The sequence below is a fragment of the Bacteroidales bacterium MB20-C3-3 genome (assembly GCA_035609245.1).
Classification (GTDB): Bacteria; Bacteroidota; Bacteroidia; order Bacteroidales; family UBA932; genus Bact-08.
Genome location: CP141202.1, coordinates 1,685,365 through 1,709,204, shown reverse-complemented (window position 1 = coordinate 1,709,204; position 23,840 = coordinate 1,685,365). Strand labels below are relative to the sequence as shown.

Genomic DNA, 23,840 nt, shown 5'->3' with positions numbered 1-23,840 from the left:
TACAATTCAAGCCTACAAAGGTAATAATTCTTTTATTGCCCTTTCAAGTTGCGGGTCTTTTGACTCCAATCTGTCTCTGAAAGTATTTCGTATACTTATATCCGGCTTCACCCCGGTAGCCTCCATATTTTTTCCGTCCAGTGTGTAACAACCCCAGGCAGGTAACCTCACGGAAGATCCATCTACAAGCCTTACTCCAGATGTAAATATTATCCACCTGTAGGTTTCAGTCCCAACAAGTTTAGCAATTGACAACTCCTTAATACCATTTGAAGTTACCTCTGCATCGCTGAGGCTTCTCTCATTAATAAGAACCACTATAGGCTTATCACCTGGTGTTACATGTGGATGGGTAGATATTGCCCCCTCTCTGTACTTCCAGTTAAAATGTCTTTTCTGAGAGAGAAATTCTATAACCTCGTTATGCACATTCCCACCATTGTTAAATCTCAGGTCAAGAATCAATCCTTCCTTGTGAACAGCATATGTATTCATGTCTATAAGAAAGTTTTCCAGTGAGCCGGAAGACATATCTCTCATATGAACATATGCAAGCTTCCCTTTAGATGCTTCATCTACATACTCTCTGTTATTGTCCTCCCACTCTGTGTAAAGAAGACTTCTTAAAGCAGCAGTAGATACAGTATGGAGTCTTATATCATACTCCTCTTTTAATGAGGCCGATGAGCCGCCTCTGGCAAACCTGAGAACTATCTCTTTCTGAGGAGTTGGAGAGACAAAATAACTCTCTCTGTTGACTTTCTTATCAATCTTTATGCCGTTAACTGCAACAAGTTTGTCCCCTGATTTTACAGGATTACCTGAGTAATCAGATGGAGATCCCGGAATAATCCTGTCAACAATGTATGGATCGCCCTCTTTAAACATTATACCTGTTACAGCAGACGCGCTCCTTATCTGAAGCTCCTCCTCCTTTCCAGCTGAACTAAAGCCCATATGAGATGAGTTAAGCTCATTTAACATATCATTAATAAGTGTTCTTACATCGTCCCTGGTCCCGGCATATGGAAGGAATTCAGAGTAATAATCTCTTTTTGCCATCCAGTCAACCCCATGGAATTTTTCATCGTAGAAATTCTCTTCCAGAGTTGCCCAAACTTCATAAAACATCTGCCTGAACTCAGACGAAATATTCTTTGTAAAATTTGCAGCGATCTCAATCTTGGTTGCTGAAGCAGCAGCAGCATCAATTTTAAACAGGCCATCCCTGCCAATAATAAACAAATCTTTACCATTTGTTATATATTTTCCGGCAGATGTAACTCCAGCCAGTTTTTTTGGCGGTTTCTGGTCCCAATCCTTTAGTTCCTGAATATAAATTGCACCTGATCCTTCGTGGCTGGAACCAAAGAGAAGCCAGCTTTTATCTTTCAGAGTAAATATGAACGGAGAGTTTTGAACTCCCCCCCTTACTACCTGATTAAATCTTCTTTGAATATAATTCTGATTAACAACCACAGATGAATCTTTTTTCGCTCCCCCCTTGCCAAATAACTTATCAAACTCCTCTCCCTCCTGCGGTCTCTTTACCTTCTCAAGCTCCAACCTGTATAACATTGGAGAGGCGCCCCTTGGATAAGAGGAGGAGAACCTGTTTGTTGTAATATACATAAACTTACCATCCGGGGTAAACACAGGATCACTCTCAGAAACAGCGGAATTTGTAAGGTTAAGTACCTTTTTATCTTCAAATGAATATATGTATATATCCAACTCAAACATATTCATTGCTGTGAATGCCAGATGTTTTTGATCAGATGAAAAATTCATGCTGTATCCCTGGTAGGCCCAAAACTCCTGGTCTGAGATCTTTTCAACACTCTCCTTCTCTGTGTCCAGAACCATTATACTTCTTTTCCCGCTTATAAAAGCTATCTTGTCTCCTTTAGGGGATAATGTAAGACTTCTGGCCCCTTCACTGGCAGAATAAATTGGTTTTTCAACAGAGAGTGTATCTGCCCTCTTTTTAAAAATATTATAATATCCTTTGTTTGTCCTTGTGTAAAAAAGGCTTTTATTATCCTTTGCCCAAACTACTTCTGAGACCCGCTCCTCATCAGATGTCTCAATTTTTCTTATAAAATTCCCTTTAGAATCACTTACAAACAGCAACCCTCTGAAGACAAATGCCAGTTTCTTACCATCCGGGGAGATTGCTGCATCCTCAGGTATCTCAACCTTAAAGTTCTGATCATTAGTTTTTTTAGAATCAGCTATACGAATTACGGGCTTATTTACCGAACCGCTTTTAACATCCAGAATATTGATCTCATATCCCTTCAAAAAAACAATTTTTGAACCATCTCTGCTAATTGATGGATATTGAACTGACTCTTTATAATTTGTCAGGAAGACCCTTTTATCACCCTCTTGCTTTACAATATTATCATTACCACCCCTTTCATCAGAAACATAGTATAAATTTCCTGCTATGTCAACCATAGGCCACTGATCCTTCCCAATCCAGTTTGTCACCTCCCTGTATTCGCTTTTTGATGGGTTCCATGAGATTATATTTGCATTATGCTCTCCTTTATAACCTCTTCTGGTGGCAAATCTATAACTCTCTGCAGACTCTGTAAAGTAAAACTCACCCGATACAGGATTTTCAACCAATGCAGAAATTGTATTAAAGTAGTTTTGAAAAAGTCTTTCAGGGGTTCCTCCCTCTATTAAAACAGAATATACACTAACAGAGTTGTATCTGTTTGATTCAAAATATATTTTTTTTGAATCTGAAGACCAGGATACAGGTATGTCAGAACCATCGTGGAAAGTAAGCTGCTTTACACTCCCTCCTGAAAGTGGAACTATATATACATTATAGTTTCCTGTTTCGTTTGACGCAAAGGCTAGATTCTTCCCATCAGGAGATACAAGCGGAGATGTTTCAATGCCTGACATTGATATCATCCTTAAAGCCAACCCCCCTTGATTAGGAACTCTAAATATATCACCAGACCAGGAAAAGAAAACTTCAGATCCATCCGGAGAGAGAGAGGGGCGAGAGGCAAAGTAAAGACTTTGTGCATTCGCAGCTATTCCTGCAATTGCAGATAGCACAAGGAGAAATATTTTTTTCATGAAATTTAATTGAATTATTTTGGCCAGTTAACAGATTGTCTTCTAAGAGGCATTGTCATACACCTGGCACCACCACCTCCCCGGGGAAGCTCAGAGCCATCTATCGTAACAACGCATTGTCCCGTTTTGGATAAATCCCTTTTCCCATTTACAATATCCCAGGCAGGGATAATTTCAAAATCCATTTTGCTTAATTCATTAAGCGTATGAATATTCCTTGCATATGACATAACCTTTCCCGGAGCAAAGGCAAAGAAGTTTGCACCACTATGCCACTGCTCTCTCTCCTGATTCCACTCATCTGCATTTCCACCGCAAATGACAGGCTCCAGCTCCATTCCTAATTTTTTAAGTACAGAGAGAATGTTATTAACCGTTTTTATCTTTGTAACCCTGCCACCCTCAATAGTCATATGAACAGTTTGATACTGGTTATCATTTAATATTAAAGGTTCAAAAACCATTGCCTTGTCTACATCAAGAAATGTAAAAACCATATCAAGATGGATAAACGACTCAGGTGAGTCCGGTAGCTGCTGAACAATAACATGCCATTTATCCTGACTGGTTGATCTGCATAATCTGTTTATCAGCTGATCAATTCCAAGACTACTTGTTCTCATTCCGTTACCAATAATTAATATATCTTCTCTTGCTATTAAAATATCTCCCCCCTCCATAAATATTTCATCATTGCCCGGCTGAAAATCGTGAGCATTCAGCAAATTACAATCAAAAAACTGAGGATTTCTAAAAATAGCTTCTGTTATGAGCGATTCCCTCATCCTTACCTTGCTTGCCATCTTACAAATTAATGCCCTGTTCCCGATAGAGACAGAGGCATCTCTGGTAAAATAGAAGTTATACAATGGCAGCAATGCATAATAATCATCCTTGAGATATGCAGTAAGGGTGTTTATCTTTGCAGGAAGGCCCTCAATAAGAACAGCAGCAAGATTTTTTGAAGACATATCCATCAGATATTCAAAATAGTCAGTAACATTTTCTGTTACGCAAATCTTGCCAATAAGTGCCTCTCTCTCCGCGTGATTATCAAGAATCTTAATAAGAAGATCTCTAATCTGATAGGTTTTAGCAACCTTGTTCAACACCCCGGAAACCTGCTCGTACTCTTTTTGTGCAATTGAAAGATTTAGAATATCGCTGTAAAGAGCTCTTTGAGCATTTCTGGGTGTCATATTCTCAACCTCAGCTCCGGGAGAGTGAAGAAGAACAGCATCCAATTTACCTATTTCAGACTGAACCTCAATTGTTAACGGTGCGCTTGCCATATTTAATATTATTGATATTTCATAAATTCATTTAAAGGGAGATCTGTTAAAATACCTTTAAAAGCTGCCTCATCCCTTGGACAAATCAGCAGCACATCATCTGTATTAATTACCATATACCCATCCAACCCCTTTAAAACAACCAGTTTATTCTTCTCTTGTGTCACCACTATACACTCCTTTACATCTGAAACCATTGTCTCATCACCAACTATATGGTTGCCGAAATTGTCCTTTGCTGCCTCAGAATACAAAGCATCCCAGGTTCCCAAGTCTGACCATCCAAATGAAACAGGATAAACAATAGCTTTTTCCGTTTTCTCCATTATTCCATAATCTATGGATATGCTCGTGCAATCTTCGTAAACAGATTTTATAAATTCTTGTTCGGCAGGAGTATAGTATGTGCCCTTTCCTTTGCTGAACATTGAGGATATCCCCTTCTGATGAACCTCTAATTCAGCTTTAATTGTTTGTAAATTCCATACGAAAATACCCGAATTCCAGAGGAATTCTCCTGATTTAACAAATACTTCTGCTAACTCCTCGCTTGGTTTTTCGGTAAATGTTTTAACCAGATATGCTCTGTTGCCTGCAATATCAAGTTTAGAAGACTTATTTACCTGTATATAGCCATAAGCTGTTTCTGCTCTTGATGGATTAATCCCCAGTGTAAGAAGCACATTATGTCCACTTGCGTACTCGATTGCATTTTTTATAGTTCCAAGAAACTCATCATCATTAACTATTAAATGGTCACTGGGGGCAACAACTACAGTTGCATCAGGATTTCTATCCAGTAGTTTATATGTCGCATAAGCAATACATGGTGCTGTATTTCTACGGTAAGGCTCAAGCAAAACATTCTCCGGATTTATCCCGGGTAATTGTTCAAATACAATCTCCTTATAAAGAGAGGATGTTACAATTACAATATTTTCCTTGTCTATTATTTTAGAAAATCTCTCATAGGTTTGCTGCAGAAAAGACTTTCCTACGCCCAGAATATCAAGAAATTGTTTAGGTTTTGAGTTCCTGCTTACAGGCCAGAACCTGCTGCCGATTCCACCGGCCATTATAATGCAATAATTATTCTTGTTCATTTGCCATTATTTTGTTTACCATCCGGGAGTGAATGCATTACAAAAATACTCTATAAAAACTTCTCCATCAAAAAACTGGACGGATACCACATCCAGAGAAATCTCCTTATTAATATGTTTTAATGCCATATACGCAGAGGCTGCTACCATCAGGTTTCTTTTTTTGTTAAAACCCAGACTCTCGTATGGCTTAATCAGAGATGGAGCTGTTAATGATCTGACCTCAACAAAGTGAATTGCATCCTCTCCGGCCATAATTAAGTCCACCTCCTTGTGACTATACCGCCAATTTCTTTCCAGAGTCCTCAACCCCTTCCTTAAAAGGAAATCCTCAGCCTCTCTCTCTCCAATCCTTCCTGTGTTAACTTTTGACTTCCAGGTATGCATCTCCCTCAACATCTTAAACAAAGTTAGTAAAATTAAAGCCAATAAAAAAAGCGGGATTCCTGAAATCAGGAACCCCGCAAATTTTAGTGTTGAACTTGCTTTTTAGAACACTAAACGAACACCAAGTTGCATTCCCCAGGTACTACCTGTGGTAAGCTGATTAATTAATCAATGAATCAACCGAGATAATAATTTTATTTTCTAAAAATCATGTTGTACATAAAAGAGGGAAACCAAAAATCTCTTTTTAGTCGCCCTCTAAACGCATTGTTTAAATATTTATTAATTAAACATATACTTAATACCAAACATCATTGTCCAACGTGAAGATGAAGAGATGTTATCCTTGAAAGTGTCAGTAATTACCTTCTTATTACTATCCAAAGCAGTTGAGAATGCCGGTGTGTAATTGTTTGTAGCAGAAGGTTTGTCTGTCATAATCAGGTACTGGTATTGCTGGTTTCCAAGTACTGTTGTCTGTTGAACGCCCCAATCGTGGTTGAGCAGGTTAAGGAAGTTGTAAACATCGAACGAGAACCTGATAGTGTGTGACTTACCATTTGCCTGCTTCATGATTAGGTCATGAGCAATGTTGAAATCAAGTGAGTGCACATAAGGAGCCATACCTCCGTTACGTTCCGAATATTTACCCCTGCGAGTCTTAAGATAAGGATCCTGATCAAAGAAAGAATCCATCTCTGCCCAAATCTGATCTGCTGTACGGGTATCACCTGGAGCAGGCTTGATTTTGATCTGATCCTTGGTTGCAGGAATGAACATGAGGTCGTTATATGAGTAAGAGTCGTTGTTTACGTCACCGTTATATGTATAAGAATATCTGAAAGGCATATACATCTGGTATACAAGACCTATAGATGTTGCAAAGTTGGGACCCCATTCTCTCCTGTAAGAACCCTGAACAAGAAGTCTCTGAGGAAATGAACCGGCTGAGAAACCAAGTTCCTCTGCATCAGGATTGATTGCAGGACGATATTTGTATGATGAAGATGCAACTGAAGACGAGCCGTCTGTTACGCTCATTGCCTTACCAAATGTATAAGAAGCATTCAGATATAAGCCATCAAGCGGTCCATTTGTAAAGTTGCGTTGCAACTGAAGGGTAGAATATACCGAGTAACCTTTTGAAGAGTTAGTCATAAGAATAACATCATATGTCTGATCGTTCAAAGTTTTGTCAATGAAATAAGGTCTCTGATCTGCGCCTCCGAGTTTTGTAACTCTGGTTGCATCGTCCATGTCAGGATGGTTGATGTCCCTGTGGTAGATTGCATTAACATCTTTGTTGTAAAGTACCTCTGCTGTTGCTACCCATCCATTGCCGAATTTATAGTCAACTGCAAGGTTTGTCTTCCAAAGCTGAGGATATTTGAAATCAGGATCAGTGATCGCTATATTAGCCTTAGGTAAAGTTGCACCTGTTGGTTTAGGAAGTTCTGTAACACCGTCAAAAGCGTGGTTCTTTGATGTTGTTGATGCGAAAAGAATACCATTGTTTCCTGCCTGATTTGAAAGCCATACATATGGAGGTGTCCCTGAGAATAGGCCTGAACCGCCTCTTACTTGGAACTTCTTATCTGAGAATACATCCCAATTGAAACCAACTCTAGGTGATATCATTGGTTTTGCTGAAGGGTACTTAGATACATCAATCTTACGACCATCCTGGAATGTAAGTCCTGCAACCAAATCATTTTTTGGAAGATCAGTCATGAAGATAGGAAGATCCATACGAAGACCTAATGTAACCTTAAGATTATCCTTAATACTCCATTTATCCTGAGCATAGAAACCTAGGGACATTACATTAACCTCAGCATACGGGAATTTCCCGTCATCTGTCATACTGTAAGTCTGTTTGTAGTAGAGAGCTGTGGTACCTGGTATGCTGTTTGGGTTTGAACCGGCATTCTTCCATGCCTGGTATGCAAGAAGGTCTGTCTTGAAGTCAGCCAATGAGGCGAATTGCCATTGGCCTGCAAAACTGTTTGCATAACCATTGACAAACATTCTGTAATCGGACTGTGTACCGAATGTCAGTTGATGTTTATTAAGGTTAATAATGAAGTTATCCTGAATCTGGTAAATGTCACTATCAAGTTTATTGTTGTATGAGTTAGCCTCCGTACCGAATGTTGTCAGTGAGTTTTTAGAAGCTGTACCATCTCCAATACTTACCTCAGGGAAGAAGCCGCCGTCCATCTCTCTGAAGTCTCTGAGTCTTGAATAACCTACAGTTAAAGAGTTAGACATTTTAGAGTTAACGATTGTGTTCAACTCAGCGATAAAGATATTGAAGTTGTTGTTTGTCCTGTAATATGCACTTGAGAAAGGAATTGCATAGCTGTTAGGACCACGTCCGTTAGACATAGCGCCTGAAGAACTTGGATTGTTTGTGTTGAAAGACTTCAGATAAAAATACTTGAAGCTAAGTTTGTTCTTCTGGTTTATGTTCCAGTCAAGTCTTGCAGTAATCTTATCAGCCTCGGTTGGAGTGCTGGTTACATTGTATGTGCCTGGATTGTAGTTGAAATTATCTTTTAGCAACGAAACAATCTCATCAAGTGTCTCAACATCTGCGGCGGAGTAATAGCCTGTGACAGGTGTTGTTTTGTTTGCTCTTGGCCTCCAGCTGTTAGGAACCTCCTGACGGTCAAATTCAGCATTCACAAAGAAGAAGAGTTTATTCTTAATAATTGGTCCGCTGAGTGTGGCGCCATATTGACGACTGAAAAAGTCAGTAACAGCAATTATGTCTTCCTTCTGTATATAACCCCTTGTTGAAGGGCTCTTTGTATAGTAATATGCTGATCCGTTCCAGATGTTATTACCGGACTTTGTAACAGAGTTAATCCCGCCACCTGTAAAGGCACCGTTTCTGACATCATATGGAGCTATCATAACCTGAATCTGCTCAATAGCCTCAAGTGAGATAGGCTCAACTCCTGAAGCACCAAGAGATGATGCCAAACCGAATGAGTTATTAAAAGATGCTCCGTCAACAGTAACATTATTGTAACGGTACGATGTTCCTGCGAAGTTACTTCCACTTGACATTGGTGTCAGTTTTGTGAAGTCTGAGAGAGACCTGTTGATGGTAGGGATACGGGACATTCTGTCTTTAGTGAATATTTCCTGTGCCCCTGTTCTGTTTGAATTGATTGCAGGATTTACCTCCGCTGTGACAACTATTTCACCAAGATTAACCGCCTCTTCCTTCAGTTCAAAGTCAAATTTCACCTCATCACCAAGTGAGAGAGTGACATCTGCAATTTTTGTAGTCGCATAGCCCATACTAGAAGCTTCAATCTGATATTGAGAACCGATTTTCATACCTGGGATATTGTACTGTCCGTTGTTTTGTGTCGAAACATAATAGACAGTTCCAGAAGGGGCATGTGTTGCCTTAACGACAGCACCCATCACAGGATCGCCTTTCGTGTCCTTGACAAAACCTGAAATGCTCGCAGTGGTAACCTGTGCAATTGCTGCAAAGGCAACAAGCAGACTCATGGCCGCCATGATAAATTTCTTAAGTGTTTGTTTCATAGGTATTTATAAAAATTGTTAAGTTTTGTGTCGCAAAAATAGGTAAATCATAAGTAAAAATGACAATTATTTTGAAATATTTAACATTATCGTAACCATTTTTTATTAACAAAAATTACATACATTTGCACAAAATTATTGTGGAGAGATTTGATTGCTTGCAACCACACGAAAAAATGCTAAAATTCTCTGAGTTTTCTTTTTTTCAAGGCATTTCGCGTATTCAAGAACTCTTTCCCTCCGGAAATGTTTAAATAATTATATTATTAATTTTTTACGACAATGTCATATCTATTTACATCAGAGTCGGTATCAGAGGGTCATCCGGATAAAGTGGCGGACCAGATATCAGATGCAATTCTCGACGAATTCATCAGACAGGACAGTAATTCAAAAGTAGCATGCGAAACTTTTGTAAGCACCGGGCTTGTGGTGATAGGGGGCGAGGTTAACTCAACTGCCTATGTGGACATCCAGCAAATAGCCAGAAGGGTAATTAACAGAATCGGTTATACAAAGGCCGAATACATGTTTGACGGGAACTCTTGCGGGATTCTCTCTGCAATACATGAACAATCTCCGGACATTAACAGAGGTGTTGATGTTGCAGTACCTGAAGAGCAGGGAGCAGGTGATCAGGGGATGATGTTTGGTTACGCCTGTACTGATACTGAAGAGTTTATGCCTCTGCCTTTGACTCTCTCCCATATCGCACTTCTGGAACTTGCAAAAATCAGAAGAGAGGGAGTGGAGATGACCTATCTCAGGCCCGATTCAAAATCTCAGTTTACAATTGAGTACAACGACAATAACAATCCCGTAAGAGTTCACACAATTGTTATCTCCACACAGCACGATGAATTTGCAGAAGATTCAGTAATGCAGGCAAAAATTAAGGAGGATGTAAGGAGTATTCTAATCCCGAGACTTATTGGAAGATTGCCTGATTATACTCAGAAGTTGTTCAAAGGAGATTATATCCTTCATGTTAATCCTACAGGAAAATTTGTTATCGGCGGGCCTCATGGAGATACCGGGCTCACCGGAAGAAAAATCATAGTGGATACTTACGGCGGAAAAGGGGCACACGGAGGAGGAGCATTCTCCGGAAAGGACCCGAGCAAGGTTGACAGATCAGCAGCATACGCTGCCAGACATATAGCAAAAAATCTTGTAGCTGCCGGTGTTGCCAAAGAGGCCCTGGTTCAGCTAGCTTATGCTATTGGAGTCGCAAAACCGGTAAGTGTTTTTGTAAACACATACGGAACTGCAGCCGGTGGACTTACAGACGGAGAAATAGCTCTTGTTATACAGGATGTTTTTGATCTCAGGCCTGCCAAAATCATTGAAAGGCTACAGCTCAAATATCCAATATATGAGATGACTGCCGCTTATGGTCATATGGGAAGAGACCCTTTTACAAAGGAGATTGAGTTAGTTGAAAACGGGAAATCCGTAGTTAAAAAAGTTGAGTTTTTTGCGTGGGAGAAACTTGATGCCGTTGAGGATATCAAGAGAGCTTTTCGTTTATAAATCTTAGCTTTTTACCAAAGCCCAGTCTGTTATCGGTGAACTTGGCTTCTGTAATCCGCAGAAGCCAAAGATCACCCCCTTTTAAGATTGCATAGGGAAACCTTTTTAGGTAAGATAGTTTATATTTTCCAAAAATAGAATCATCACATTGCTCCATTATTGCTTTAAACTGAAGCCCCCTTATCTCCCCTATTTTTTTAGTTTCCAAAGCAACCCCACCGGAAACAACAGGATTCTTTCTTGCTATTTTTATATGCCTTGTCTTCTCTTCAGAGATTATTAAAAATGCATTCTCATCTTCAAGAAATACATAAAAGGCATGAGAGCACCAAATATCATCAGCAGCAGAAACTGCGACAGTCATAACATGATGCTCCCTCAGAAACCCCACCATCATGGCAGGGAGTCTTTCACCTGTAAAAATATCTTTATCTCTTATCTCCACAGGTAAATTTTGTCAGATCGTCTTAACTTGACACCGGCAGGGAGTGGCAGTGAACAATACTCACCCTTTACAGCAATCTCAACAGACTCAAGATTCGTTCTTATCTCCTCAATTTTGTGCTCCATTACTCCGGTTGAGGGGCCGATTATCAATACTTCATCGCCTGTTCTTAATTCTCCCGTTTCAATCAGAACCTCTGCCACCGATAGGTTTGAGAAGAAATTTGTCACCTTTCCCACATATGTTTTCTTTTTAGTGGCCTTATTTCCATAAACATCAGACCATTGCCCCAACTTTGCACCCTGATAGTAGCCATCCCAAAATCCTCTGTTGAACACCTCAGAGACTCTTGTTTCAAGCTCTTTTGCAAGTTCAGGGGTATACCTCCCTTCGCATACTGCATCAGCAGCCTCCCTGTAAGCAGATGTTACCCGTTTCACATACTCGGGAGCCCTTGCTCTGCCCTCTATCTTAAAGACTCGTATACCCGAATCAATTATTTTATCAACAAATAGTATAGTAGAGAGATCTTTTGGTGACATTATGTACTTATTATCCACTTCAAGTGTGTTGCCAGTCTCCTTGTCCTTAACCTCGTAAGATCTTCTGCAAATCTGATAGCAACTCCCTCTGTTAGCAGATGCATTATACTCGTGCAGGCTCAGATAACATTTTCCTGAGACAGCCATACAGAGCGCTCCATGACAAAAGAGCTCAAGTTTGACAAGCTCTCCGGAAGGGCCCTTTATCTGCTCTCTTTCAATGGTTTGATAAATCTCCTTAACCTGATGCAAATTTAGTTCTCTGGCAAGAACTACCACATCAGCAAACTGAGAGTGGTACTTTAAACTTAGAATATTTGAAACATTAAGCTGAGTTGATATATGCACCTCCAGCCCTCTCTCTCTTGCATATAAGATTACCGCCATATCAGAGGCAATAATTGCCGAAACTCCTGCCTCTGCAGCCCTGTCAACAGCCTCCCTCATAGAGGGTATGTCCTCGTCGTAAATAACTATATTTAGTGTCAGATAGGATTTAACCCCTGCCCTTTTACATATATCTACTATCTCTTTAAGTGAATCTGATGAGAAGTTATTCGCTGAATGCGATCTCATATTAAGATTTCCCACACCAAAGTACACTGAATCAGCTCCACCCTGAATTGCTGCGTGCAAACTCTCAAAATTTCCGGCCGGAGCCATTATCTCTATATCGGAAGGTCTCATAAAACAATAACAGATTTTTACCTCTCTCTGTTCAGAAGTATGTTTGCAAATTCTGAAAGCTGCTCAAGTTGTCTTTTATCAAGACCCGCTCCAACAAGAATATCCCAAGCCTCAGCATGTAGTCTCTCAATTTCCTTCTCTGCATCGGCTACAATACCAATCCTTCTGAATAGATTTTGCATAGCCGGTATCTTCTCCTCCCTCTTAATCTCTTTGCCTCTTAATAGATAATCCAGCTCTACTCTATCCTTCCCTGCTGCCCTTTTGAAACTTTCAACCAGCAACCAGGTCTTTTTATTGTTCATTATATCGCCACCAATATTTTTTCCAAAGACCGCTGTCTCGCCAAAACTGTCAAGCAGATCATCCTTAATCTGGAATGCAAGACCAAGTTTATATCCATAATTATACAGAGCCTGAGAGGTCTCTTTGCCTGCTCCTCCAATAAGGGCTCCTATCTTTGCCGAGCAGGCAATAAGGACGGCAGTCTTAAGGCCTATCATCTGAATATAATCCTCAATAGTTATAAATGGTTCGCATTCATAATTCATATCATACTGCTGACCTTCGCATACTTTAGCGGCGGTATCTGAGAATATATCAAGGACCTCCCTTAGACATCCGTCCGGAGCATTTGCAATCATCTGATAGGACTTGATACACATTACATCTCCTGAAAGAATTGCAATATTATTATCCCATTTTTTGTGGACTGTTGGCTGATTTCTTCTCAAATCGGCCCCATCCATTATATCATCGTGTATAAGGGTAAATCCGTGAAAAACTTCAAGACCTATCGCCGGATATATTATTGATCTGTCAATTTTGTCAGAAAACAGGTTATAACACAGAATTGCAAGCCTTGGTCTAAGCCTCTTACCTCCAATTGAAATTAAATACTCAATCGGTTCGTACAGCTCCTGAGGCTGCATTTTCCAATCAAGAGACCTCAAGCTTTTTTCAACTACATTTTCAATTTCAGACACTGTCAACATTATAGTCTCTTTTTAAATACGGCGCGAAGTTAATCCTTTTTTACACAATTTTGTATCTTCGCAGCCGTGGAAAAAAGTGAAACAAAAAGAGCAACTGTTGTTAAGCATACCGGAAGTCATTATCTGGTAAGCCCCCTGCCTCTGTGGGAGCCGGTTGAGTGCGTGGTCCGTGGGAGGCTTCGCATGAAAGGGTCAAAGACTACAAACCCTATTTCAGTGGGAGATATCGTCAATTATGAACAGGAAGAGAGAGGAAAAGGTGCTATTGTTTCAGTAGAAGCAAGGAGAAACTACATAATTAGAAAATCTACAAATCTATCCAGAGAATCGCACATAATTGCCTCAAATATTGATATGGCATACCTGGTAACAACTATTAACTTTCCTGAAGTTAAACCGGTTTTCATAGACCGCTTTCTTGTCACTTGTGAAGCTTACAGAATCCCTGTTAAAATTGTTCTCAACAAAAGAGACCTTATTCAAAGCGAGTCTGTTGAAACACTCAACAGCTTCAAAGAGATATACCAGAATGCCGGATATGAAATTATTGAGGTCTCATCCAAAACTGGGCTGAATATTGATATATTAAGAGATGAGTGTAACGGGAGAGTCTCTCTCTTTTCAGGTCAGTCAGGAGTTGGTAAATCCTCTCTTATTCACGCAATGGATCCAAATCTTATTCTTAAGACAGCTGATATTTCAGACTATCATCTCCAGGGAAAGCATACCACAACCTTTTATGAGATGCATCCCCTCTCTTCCGGAGGCTTTATAATTGATACTCCGGGGATTAGAGGGTTCGGTCTTGTTGAAATGAACAAGGAGGAACTCAGTCACTATTTCCCTGAGATGCTTCGCCTCTACGAAGAGTGCAGGTTTACCCCCTGTACCCATACTCATGAACCAGGTTGCCGGATAAAAGAGGCTGTTGAAAATGGAGAAATTTCTGCTGAGAGATATATATCATATCTGGGAATGCTTGAAGATGAGGAGAAATACAGGTAATTTATGAACAATAAGATACTTAAGCTTGCTGGGCCCAGCATCCTTGCAAATATTACAGTACCGCTGGTTGGAATGGCAGACCTGGCTATTGCCGGCAGGCTTGGTGATGCAGCAGCAATTGGGGGTATAGCTATTGGCACAATGCTCTTTGACTTGCTATACTGGAATCTCGGTTTCCTGCGGGTAGGCACAGGTGGGAAGGCTGCTCAGGCATATGGAAGGAGGGATTTCAGGGAGAGTATAAATGTCCTTGTTCAGTCTTTGGGAACTGCTTTAATAGCAGCACTGTTTCTGCTTGCAATTCAATATATTTATATTGTTGGAGCATTCGCTGTACTGGATACAACTCCTGTTGTTGAGCAGATGGCACGGGAGTATTTCTTTATAAGAATATGGGCAGCACCTGCCACTTTAACTCTATTCTCCTTTAAGGGGTGGTTCATTGGAATGCAGAATACGGTTAGTCCAATGATTACTGATATAATAGTAAATATATCAAATATTCTGCTCAGTATTCTATTTGCATTCCCAATGAAGATGGGAATAGCCGGAATTGCACTTGGAACTGTTACTGCTCAGTACATAGGACTGGGGTCTGCAATCTTCCTTATGAACAACTATTATAAAAAATTATTCAAATACATAAATATCAGGGCTTCCCTGAAAATTAAAGAGATGAAGGAGTTCTTCGTTCTCAACGGTAATCTTTTTCTCCGCTCTGCCTCTCTTTTACTCGTTTACTCAGGATTTACCGCTCTCTCTGCCAGGTACGGAGAGGAGCTACTTGCCGTTAGTACAATTATGATGAAACTTATGCTTCTTTACTCTTACCTGGTTGATGGATTTGCCTATGCCGGCGAGGCTCTTGCGGGCCGATATATTGGCGCAAGAGATATCCTCTCCCTTAAGAGAGCCGTAAGGCTCTTATTTCTGTGGACCTTTGTTATTGCAGCAGTCTCTACAGTAGCATATATGGCTGCAGGCGAAACGATATTCGGCCTGCTGACGAATAACAAAGAGGTCATTGAGGCAGCTTCTCCCTTTATGCCATGGCTTCTGTTAGTCCCTGTAATAAGTTGTGTTGCATTTATGTGGGATGGCATATATATAGGCGCAACAGCCTCATCGGCAATCAGAAATACTATGATAATATCTGCTGCCGCGTTTTTTATTGTCTTCTACGCAACCGAAAGATTTGCGGGTATCCAGGCTTTATACCTGGCGTACTCTGCCCATCTTATTATCAGAAGCGTAATGATGACCGTTATGTCTGGAAAAGAGGTCTTTGGAAAACTAATATCTGGATGAAACGGCATCCCAGTCAACTATCTGCATAAGGGCTGCAATATAATCAGCTCTTCTGTTTTGATAATCGAGGTAGTATGCATGCTCCCATACATCTATTACCAGCAGAGGCTCCATGCCTTTTGTAAGAGGTGTTCCGGCATTGCTCTCTTTAATTATGGATAGTTTTCCCTCCTTATTCTTAACCAGCCATGCCCATCCTGATCCAAAAATAGATAAAGCAGCAGCACTAAACTCCTTTTTAAAATCATCAAAACTACCCCAACTTTCGTGGATTGCCTCCAGCAACTCTTCCGATGGGACTCCGTTGCCTCCCGGGGTAAAACAATTAAAATAAAATGTATGATTCCACACCTGGGCGGCGTTATTAAAAATAGCGCCATCTGATTTTTTTATAATCTCTTCCAGTCCCATTGACTCAAACTCAGTTCCGGCAATGAGGTTGTTGAGGTTATTTACATAGGTCTGATGGTGTTTACCATAATGGAATTCAATAGTCCTTGCACTTACTGCAGGCTCTAATTCTGCTGCCTTAAAGGCAAGCTCGGGCAATACAAATTTCATCGCTTCTATGTTTAAGTATTAATTATTTGCTTACTAACAAATTTAGCAATTTGGCAGGAATAATTTACTAACTTTGGTAGCAATTAAATCATACTCTCCAATAATATGCTTTTCAAAAAATTTCTTAATACATTTTTTGTCCTGATTATTTTTTGGGGTTCAACTAATTTATTTGCTCAGGAGAGAGAGAGGAGGGTTATGCTTGTTTACTCAAAAGAGAGAAACAATGAGAGAATAAGAGAGTTTCATACAGGTTTTTCCACATACCACTCAAATAATAAAACAAACACAAGAATCTCCAATCTGTTTATAAATTCAGAGGGGGAGAGGACAAAGTCTGATATGATCCGTTCAATTAAAACAGCGTGGAATGCATATCAGAATAATTTACCGGACTTAATCATTGCTACCGATAGTGAAGCACTGGAGGTTCTTTTATCGTTAGAATTATCACCTGAACAAAAACAAAAAATATTATGCATTAAATTGCTTGATGCAGACTATAAACCTGTCAGAGGGATCTCCTATTTACAGACATCCTTACCAATAGCGGAGAACATAGAGTTTGGCTCTTCACTCTTTCCTGATTCCAAAAATATCTTAATAATTACCGACAACAGCCCATACGGCTCGCTCGAGGCTGAATATGCAAAAAGAGTAATAGCATCAATGCCTGACAAGGAGAAGTTTCACTTTACATTCTTCTCTCCAAGGGGAGATAATTTCGAGGATTTTACCAAGAGAATTAACTCGATGCCCTTAAAATCATTTGCTATTCTGTCAAGCTGGGTAATGGACAACAAAGGAAACTACTCATACAATAATTACTTACATCCATTTCTGCCAAAAATTAACACTATCCCAATTCTGGGAATTCAAAACCTCCTCACTGGCACAGGTGTAATTGGAGGATACAGCGTTTCAAGCTGGGATCACGGATATAAAGCTGCAGAGGCATCAATAAAGTTACTGGAAAATCCCGGAATCGTTATTAACGATACATTAAAAACATACCAGCTTCAGTTAGATTTCAATGAATTAAAGAAGTGGAACATATCAACTAAAAGGTTTTCAAAACAGGCTACAATAATAAATAAGCCCCCAAGTATTTTTGATGACTTCAGGACCGAAGTTCAGCTTTTTATGGCTTTTATATTACTTCTTATAACATCATTTATGGTGTTTGCTGTCTACCACTTCAGGCATAGAAATCTAAATAAAGAGCTCAGAAGGCTCACATCAGAAAATATATCAAGAAGAGAGTTACTGAATAATACCTTTTCTGTTATGGAGGAGGGGGTTATATCATTTGCCCCGGATCTTACAATATTATATGCAAATGATGCAGCTGCTTTACTTTCTGAAACAAGAAAGACTCTTTCCGGAAAGAAATTTCACGAGGTTTACTCAACTAGTCAGCCTGGAAGTTCTGAGTGTGTTCATGCCCTTCTAAAAGAGGCATTAAGCCAGAAAAAATCTCTCCCTATTCCGGAACATACCAGAATAGATTATCATGAAAGGGAGTCAAGATTTATTGCCGGAAACATTTCTCCCGTACTCAACACATCCGGAGAGGTTAGTCAGATTGTACTTGTTATGAGAGATGTAACGGAGCTTTATAAACAAAAAAGATACCTGAGCCTGGCCGTTGAATCTGCAAAAGCCTTCATCTGGTTCTATAATAGATCCACAAAACAGTTTACCATAGTTGAAAACAGAGAAAATATATTTAAAAACTGGAACATCCAATTCAGAACTCACAAACATTTTCTGGAGTATGTGCATCCGGAAGACAGAGACAGACTTTCGCTGTCATATGACAAATTAATGGTTAGCAAAGCTAAAAGCTTTAGTGTAGAGTACCGGATGGCTGTTAATAATGACAACTCATGGGAGTGGTGGGAGAGAAGAGGTGTAATCTACTCTCTTTCATCTGAGACAAATAAGGTAAATGATACTCGCTTTCTCTACGGAATGGATATAAATATTCAGGAGATCAAGATGAGGGAGAGTGAACTTCTTCAGGCAAAATTAAAGGCGGAGGAGAGTGACAGGCTTAAAAGCTCATTCCTTTCAAACATGAGTCACGAAATCAGAACTCCACTCAACGGAATAGTTGGTTTTGCAAATCTTATTACAGACAACTCATACACAGATGACGAAAAGAGTGAGTTTGCATCAATTATTAATAGTAATTCTAAGTCTCTTATGACTTTGATAAACGATATACTGGATATTTCAAGAATTGAATCCAACAGCCTGAAATTTGAACTATCTGAGTTTGACCTGGCCTCACAGATAATTGAAATAACAGAAACAAGCAAGTTGTCAATAAAAGAGGGAATAGAAATTATTACTGAGATCCCGGAAAGTCCAAAAATTGTATACTCAGACTCGGTAAGAAACAGACAGGTAATCACCAATTTGCTAAACAATTCAATTAAGTTTACGGAGTCAGGGAGTATTACAGTAGGTTTTCTCTGCAACATAAATGAGGTTGAAATTTTTGTCAGGGACACCGGAAAAGGTATTCCTGCCAATGCAATAGAAAAGGTGTTCAGCAGATTTTATAAAACTGACGAATTTGCACCCGGGACAGGACTTGGGTTACCTATATGCAAAGCAATTGTTGAGAAACTTGGCGGCAGAATTTCAATTACATCAACAGAGGGTGAAGGCACTCGAGTATGCTTTACTATCCCTGCAGATATAAACATCAATAAAATACCGGCTGAAAAGCCTGAGCCGGCATCTTCACCGGTTGAAACACCGCACGAATCCGCAGAGAAAAAGAGAGTCCTTATCGCAGAAGATTTGGACAGTAACTTTATGCTGATTGACATCATCCTCTCCAAAAGATATGATATAGCCAGGGCTGTAAATGGAAAAGAGGCCACTGAAATATTTCAGACATTCAATCCGGATATAATTCTAATGGATATTAAGATGCCAGTGATGAATGGTCTTGAAGCAACCAGATACATTCGGGGAAAAAACAGTTCTATCCCAATTATTGCACTGACTGCAAACGCATTTGAATCTGATCAGCTTGAGGCAAAGAGTGCCGGGTGCAATGATGTTCTCACAAAACCGGTAAAAGCATCAACGCTCCTTAATTCAATAGAGAGGTACACCAACTTAAACAATTAGTTATAATGAAGGATTTAAAGTATCTGCAGCTCCTTTCAAAAAGTTTTCCGACAATATCAGCTGCAAGCACTGAAATAATTAACCTTGAAGCAATTATGAATTTGCCAAAAGGAACCGAGCATTTTCTTACCGATATCCATGGTGAGCACGAATCCTTTCAGCATGTACTTAAAAATGCCTCAGGAGTTATAAGGAAGAAGGTGGAGGATATATTCGGGCACCGCCTGAGAGAGTGGGAAAAGAGAGAATTGTGTACTCTGATTTACTATCCGGCTGAAAAGCTTAAGGTTATTCAGGCAAGGGAGAAAGATATAAACGACTGGTATAAAATGGTGCTTCTGCAGCTACTCAGTGTGCTGAGCAATGTCTCTTCAAAATACACCAGATCAAAAGTAAGGAAGGCATTGCCCGAAGAGTTCTCCTATATTATTCAAGAGTTATTACATGAATTCAAAACAGATCCAAACAAACAAGATTATGTTCACGCAATAATCACTACTATTGTATCAACCGGACGGGCAGAACAGTTTATAATTGCAATGAGCAAGATAATTCAACGCCTTACAATAGACCATCTTCACATAGTGGGCGACATTTATGACAGAGGGCCGGGAGCACACATCATTATGGATCTTCTGTGCGACTATCATAATTTTGATATTCAATGGGGCAATCATGATATTGTCTGGATGGGGGCTGCAGCTGGCAGCGAAGCGTGTATGGCAAATGTGCTGAGAATTAGCCTTAGATACGGAAACCTCTCTACATTAGAGGATGGATATGGAATTAATCTATTACCTCTTGCAACTTTTGCTCTTGAAACATATGGAGAGGATCAGTGTCTTCTCTTTAAACCAAAAGCCAGGGATGATGAGCCGGTTAAACAAAAGCATGTTAAACTAATTTCTCAAATGCATAAAGCAATCTCAATCATCCAGTTTAAACTTGAAGGTCAGCTAATTGAGAGAAATCCTGAGTTTAAAATGGATGACAGAAGGCTTCTTCATAAAATTAATTTTGAAAGAGGAACAATTGATATAAACGGGAAAGAGTATTTATTAAGAGACACATTTTTACCTACAATAGATCCTAAAAACCCATACAAGCTGACTGAAGATGAGAAGGAGGTTGTTGAGACGATGAAACACTATTTCTCAAACAGCGAGAAACTCCGTAAACATATGAGATGCATATATGCTAACGGTTCTCTATATCTGGTCAAAAACTCCAATCTACTTTATCACGGATCTGTCCCCCTTAACGAAGATGGCACTTTTAAAAAAGTTAAAATAAAAGGTGCAGAATATTCAGGGAAAGCCCTGTTTGACAAAATAGACCAAATTGTCAGACAAGCATATTTTGAAGAGAAGAAGAAGAGAGAAAAACTCTTCGCAACTGATTTCGTTTGGTATCTATGGTGCGGACCATCATCACCTCCATTTGATAAAGACAGGATGACAACATTTGAGAGGTACTTCATTTCAGAGAAAGAGACTCACAAGGAGAACAAGGGGTACTACTACAATCTCAAAAACAACAGGGATGTATGTGAGGCAATTTTAAGAGAATTCGGCATAACTGACGAGGTTTCACATATTATTAATGGTCATATTCCTGTTAAAACGGCAAAAGGAGAATCTCCAATCAAAGCAGGAGGAAAATTACTTGTCATTGATGGTGGGTATTCAAAAGCATATCAGCCTGAAACAGGTATTGCCGGTTTTACTTTGATTTATAATTCTCATGGTTTATCTCTGGTTCAGCATGAACCGTTTGAATCTACCAGAAAGGCCATAGAGGATGGGCACGACATAATCTCTGAAACAACTGTTCTTGAGTTCAGTAATAAAAGACGACTTGTAAGGGATACCGATATAGGAGCTGAACTTAAGCGTCAAATAGAAGACCTCACCCGGCTGCTGGCTGCATACCGGGGAGGTTATCTGAAAGAGGATGACAATTAATCTTAATAATATCTAAAAGAATATTTCTGCAAGCATACAGCGAGCAGAGCCCCCTCCGTTAGTTTCAATTGACTCTAGTTCAGGAGAAATAATCTTGCAGTATGACATAAGACTCTCAAGCTGGTCTGTAGTTAGTGCTCTTTTGGCTGTCGCAGACATAATCAATAGTGGTTCCCCGCCTGTACTCCTAAGCTGAAGCATATTTCCGGCAAATTGTTCCATCTGATCAATTGAAATTTCAATCAGCTCTTTGTCACAATCTTCTACAAAAGATATAAACTCAGTCCTTTCATCAATGTTTTTTATCGAATCAAGACAAGCTACGACAAATTTATCGCCAACACACATCATTACATTAGTGTGATAAATTGGCTTGCCATCTCTGTCATATGCTCCAAAATCCAAAAATTCGTAATCAAGCTTTTCACACAAATCTTCAAGTACAGCTATATCACATCTTGGCGACCTGCAAGCAAATACAATCCTGTTTTTTCTGTCAAAAATAAGACTTCCTGTACCCTCAAGAAATAAATTCTCACTCTCCCAGTGGGTCAGATCAACTATTCGTCTCATCTTCCCCCTCTCTCCTATCTCTTTAATCACATTTAAAACGCTCTCCTTCCTCTCAAGCCTTCTGTTTGGAGCACACATTGGGTACAGTACAAGCTCTCCGGAGGCATGAGTGGAGAACCAGTTATTAGGAAATATTGAGTCGGGAGTATGTGGCTCAGGGGTATCCTCCACTACCACAACCTCCACATTGTTTGCCCTGAGGAGTGAGACAAAATTGTCAAACTCTTCCAGAGCCATATCCTGGGCACTCAGCTCATAACCCCTCTTCTGAAAAGAGTTGTTTCCGGCCGTCTGTTCGTTAAAACCAAACCTTACTGGTCTTACCATAAGGACCTTGGAAGTAGATTGCATATACATAAATATTATTCCAGTTCCTTAATTGAAGAGATAATTATTTTTATTGCATCCCTGAGCTGCTCCTCTGATATTACAAGCGGAGGTGCAAACCGGATTATATGTCTGTGGGTAGGCTTGGCAATTACCCCCTTCTCGGCCATCTTCTTGCAGACATCCATAGCCTCTTTTCCGTCATGAGGCCTGATAACTATGGCATTGAGCAAACCTTTACCTCTTACAAGTTCAATGAAAGGTGAATCAACTCTGCACATCTCCTCTCTGAATATTTTGCCAAGATATTCTGCTCTCTCCACCAGATTCTCCTCTTTTACCACTTCCAGTGCTGCCATTGCAACGCGACAAGCCAGCGGGAAACCGCCAAATGTAGATCCGTGCTCTCCTGGTTTAATTGTCAGCATTATTTCGTCATCAGCAAGTACAGCCGATACCGGAAGAACTCCTCCGGAAATTGCCTTACCCAGAATTACCATATCAGGTCTGATGCCTTCATGGTCACAACAAAGCATTTTCCCTGTTCTGGCAATACCTGTCTGCACCTCATCGGCAATAAAAAGAACATTATGTTTCTTACACAGATCAAAACATTTTTTTAGATATCCCTCATCCGGTACAAATACTCCTGCCTCTCCCTGTATAGGTTCAAGCATAAAAGCGGCAATATTTTTTGAATTTTTCTCCAGTACCTCCTCCAGCGCAGCAACATTGTTGTATGGAATTTTAATCAGTCCCGGAGTATAAGGACCATACTGAGAATATGAATCCGGATCTGTAGATAGTGATACAATACTGATTGTCCTCCCGTGAAAATTTCCTTCACATCCTACTATTAATGCCTGATTGTCTGCAATTCCCTTTTTTACATACCCCCACCTTCTTGCAAGTTTCAGTGCAGTCTCAACTGCCTCTGCACCTGAGTTCATTGGCAATACTTTGTCATATCCAAAGTAATTATGAATATACTCTTCATATGGTCCAAGGCAGTCATTAAAAAAGGCTCTTGATGTAAGACAAATTTTTTCTGCCTGATCTTTTAAGGCTCCAACAATTTTAGGATGGCAGTGACCTTGATTTACAGCTGAATAAGCCGATAAAAAGTCATAATAACGCTTTCCGTCTACATCCCACACAAAGGGACCTTCTCCTCTGGAGAGTACCACCTCCAGCGGATGGTAGTTATGAGCTCCGTACTTCTCCTCCTGCGCGATGTAGGCAGCAGATTTTTGTGAAATTTTCATAGCTTGATAATTGTTTATCTAGCAAATATAA

Annotated in this window: 16 protein-coding genes; 5 read left to right on the top strand and 11 right to left on the bottom strand. The window is 39.8% G+C overall.

Features of this window, described 5'->3' with window-relative positions:
* Nucleotides 1–12 precede the first annotated feature (12 nt).
* From U5907_07745 to U5907_07725, 5 genes are all read right to left on the bottom strand, one after another.
* On the bottom strand, nucleotides 13–3,105 hold the full coding sequence (locus U5907_07745) for a S41 family peptidase (GenBank protein WRQ32469.1): 3,093 nt from the start codon (nucleotides 3,103–3,105) through the stop codon (nucleotides 13–15).
* Nucleotides 3,106–3,119: 14 nt separating this feature from the next.
* Nucleotides 3,120–4,397 carry an arginine deiminase family protein gene (locus tag U5907_07740; GenBank protein ID WRQ32468.1) on the bottom strand — a complete coding sequence of 426 codons (1,278 nt, stop codon included), beginning with the start codon at nucleotides 4,395–4,397 and terminating at the stop codon, nucleotides 3,120–3,122.
* A gap of 8 nt (nucleotides 4,398–4,405) precedes the next feature.
* Nucleotides 4,406–5,500, bottom strand: a complete 1,095-nt coding sequence (locus U5907_07735; GenBank protein WRQ32467.1) for a mannose-1-phosphate guanylyltransferase — start codon at nucleotides 5,498–5,500, stop codon at nucleotides 4,406–4,408.
* Nucleotides 5,501–5,515: 15 nt separating this feature from the next.
* Nucleotides 5,516–5,899: a YraN family protein gene (locus U5907_07730; GenBank protein ID WRQ32466.1), complete on the bottom strand. Its 384-nt coding sequence runs from the start codon at nucleotides 5,897–5,899 to the stop codon at nucleotides 5,516–5,518.
* A gap of 270 nt (nucleotides 5,900–6,169) precedes the next feature.
* Nucleotides 6,170–9,454 carry a carboxypeptidase regulatory-like domain-containing protein gene (locus tag U5907_07725; GenBank protein WRQ32465.1) on the bottom strand — a complete coding sequence of 1,095 codons (3,285 nt, stop codon included), beginning with the start codon at nucleotides 9,452–9,454 and terminating at the stop codon, nucleotides 6,170–6,172.
* Between the two features lie 282 nt (nucleotides 9,455–9,736).
* Between U5907_07725 and metK the strand changes: the two genes are divergently transcribed.
* Complete coding sequence (metK, locus tag U5907_07720; GenBank protein ID WRQ32464.1) at nucleotides 9,737–10,987, top strand: methionine adenosyltransferase; 1,251 nt, start codon at nucleotides 9,737–9,739, stop codon at nucleotides 10,985–10,987.
* On the opposite strand, the gene U5907_07715 is transcribed toward metK, so the two are convergent.
* The 3 genes from U5907_07715 to U5907_07705 are packed head-to-tail and all read right to left on the bottom strand — an operon-like array spanning nucleotide 10,965 to nucleotide 13,656.
* A complete protein-coding gene (locus tag U5907_07715; protein WRQ32463.1) occupies nucleotides 10,965–11,432 on the bottom strand; it encodes a hypothetical protein in 468 nt (155 codons plus the stop codon). The two genes, metK and U5907_07715, sit on opposite strands and share 23 nt — an antisense overlap.
* Nucleotides 11,423–12,661 carry a U32 family peptidase gene (locus tag U5907_07710; GenBank protein WRQ32462.1) on the bottom strand — a complete coding sequence of 413 codons (1,239 nt, stop codon included), beginning with the start codon at nucleotides 12,659–12,661 and terminating at the stop codon, nucleotides 11,423–11,425. The genes U5907_07715 and U5907_07710 overlap by 10 nt, the downstream gene beginning before the upstream one ends.
* Before the next feature lie 17 nt (nucleotides 12,662–12,678).
* Nucleotides 12,679–13,656 carry a polyprenyl synthetase family protein gene (locus U5907_07705; protein ID WRQ32461.1) on the bottom strand — a complete coding sequence of 326 codons (978 nt, stop codon included), beginning with the start codon at nucleotides 13,654–13,656 and terminating at the stop codon, nucleotides 12,679–12,681.
* 66 nt (nucleotides 13,657–13,722) lie between these two features.
* Here U5907_07705 and rsgA point away from each other — a divergent pair, with 66 nt between their 5' ends.
* Nucleotides 13,723–14,661, top strand: a complete 939-nt coding sequence (rsgA, locus tag U5907_07700; GenBank protein WRQ32460.1) for a ribosome small subunit-dependent GTPase A — start codon at nucleotides 13,723–13,725, stop codon at nucleotides 14,659–14,661.
* A 3-nt stretch (nucleotides 14,662–14,664) separates the two neighbouring features.
* On the top strand, nucleotides 14,665–15,969 hold the full coding sequence (locus U5907_07695) for an MATE family efflux transporter (GenBank protein WRQ32459.1): 1,305 nt from the start codon (nucleotides 14,665–14,667) through the stop codon (nucleotides 15,967–15,969).
* On the opposite strand, the gene U5907_07690 is transcribed toward U5907_07695, so the two are convergent.
* Nucleotides 15,955–16,530 carry a superoxide dismutase gene (locus U5907_07690; protein WRQ32458.1) on the bottom strand — a complete coding sequence of 192 codons (576 nt, stop codon included), beginning with the start codon at nucleotides 16,528–16,530 and terminating at the stop codon, nucleotides 15,955–15,957. The genes U5907_07695 and U5907_07690 overlap by 15 nt on opposite strands.
* Nucleotides 16,531–16,635: 105 nt before the next feature.
* Between U5907_07690 and U5907_07685 the strand changes: the two genes are divergently transcribed.
* Both U5907_07685 and U5907_07680 read left to right on the top strand, forming a co-directional pair.
* Nucleotides 16,636–19,680 (top strand): ATP-binding protein, encoded by a 3,045-nt coding sequence (locus tag U5907_07685; protein ID WRQ32457.1) that lies wholly within the window; start codon nucleotides 16,636–16,638, stop codon nucleotides 19,678–19,680.
* Nucleotides 19,681–19,685: 5 nt separating this feature from the next.
* The gene (locus U5907_07680) at nucleotides 19,686–21,644 is read left to right on the top strand and encodes a fructose-1,6-bisphosphatase (GenBank protein ID WRQ32456.1); all 1,959 of its coding nucleotides are present in this window, start codon (nucleotides 19,686–19,688) and stop codon (nucleotides 21,642–21,644) included.
* Nucleotides 21,645–21,656: 12 nt separating this feature from the next.
* Here U5907_07680 and U5907_07675 read toward each other — a convergent pair whose 3' ends face one another.
* Nucleotides 21,657–22,568, bottom strand: coding sequence for an arginine deiminase-related protein (locus U5907_07675; GenBank protein ID WRQ32455.1), 912 nt, complete (start codon nucleotides 22,566–22,568; stop codon nucleotides 21,657–21,659).
* Nucleotides 22,569–22,579: 11 nt separating this feature from the next.
* The gene (rocD, locus tag U5907_07670) at nucleotides 22,580–23,809 is read right to left on the bottom strand and encodes an ornithine--oxo-acid transaminase (protein WRQ32454.1); all 1,230 of its coding nucleotides are present in this window, start codon (nucleotides 23,807–23,809) and stop codon (nucleotides 22,580–22,582) included.
* Between the last annotated feature and the right edge of the window lie 31 nt (nucleotides 23,810–23,840).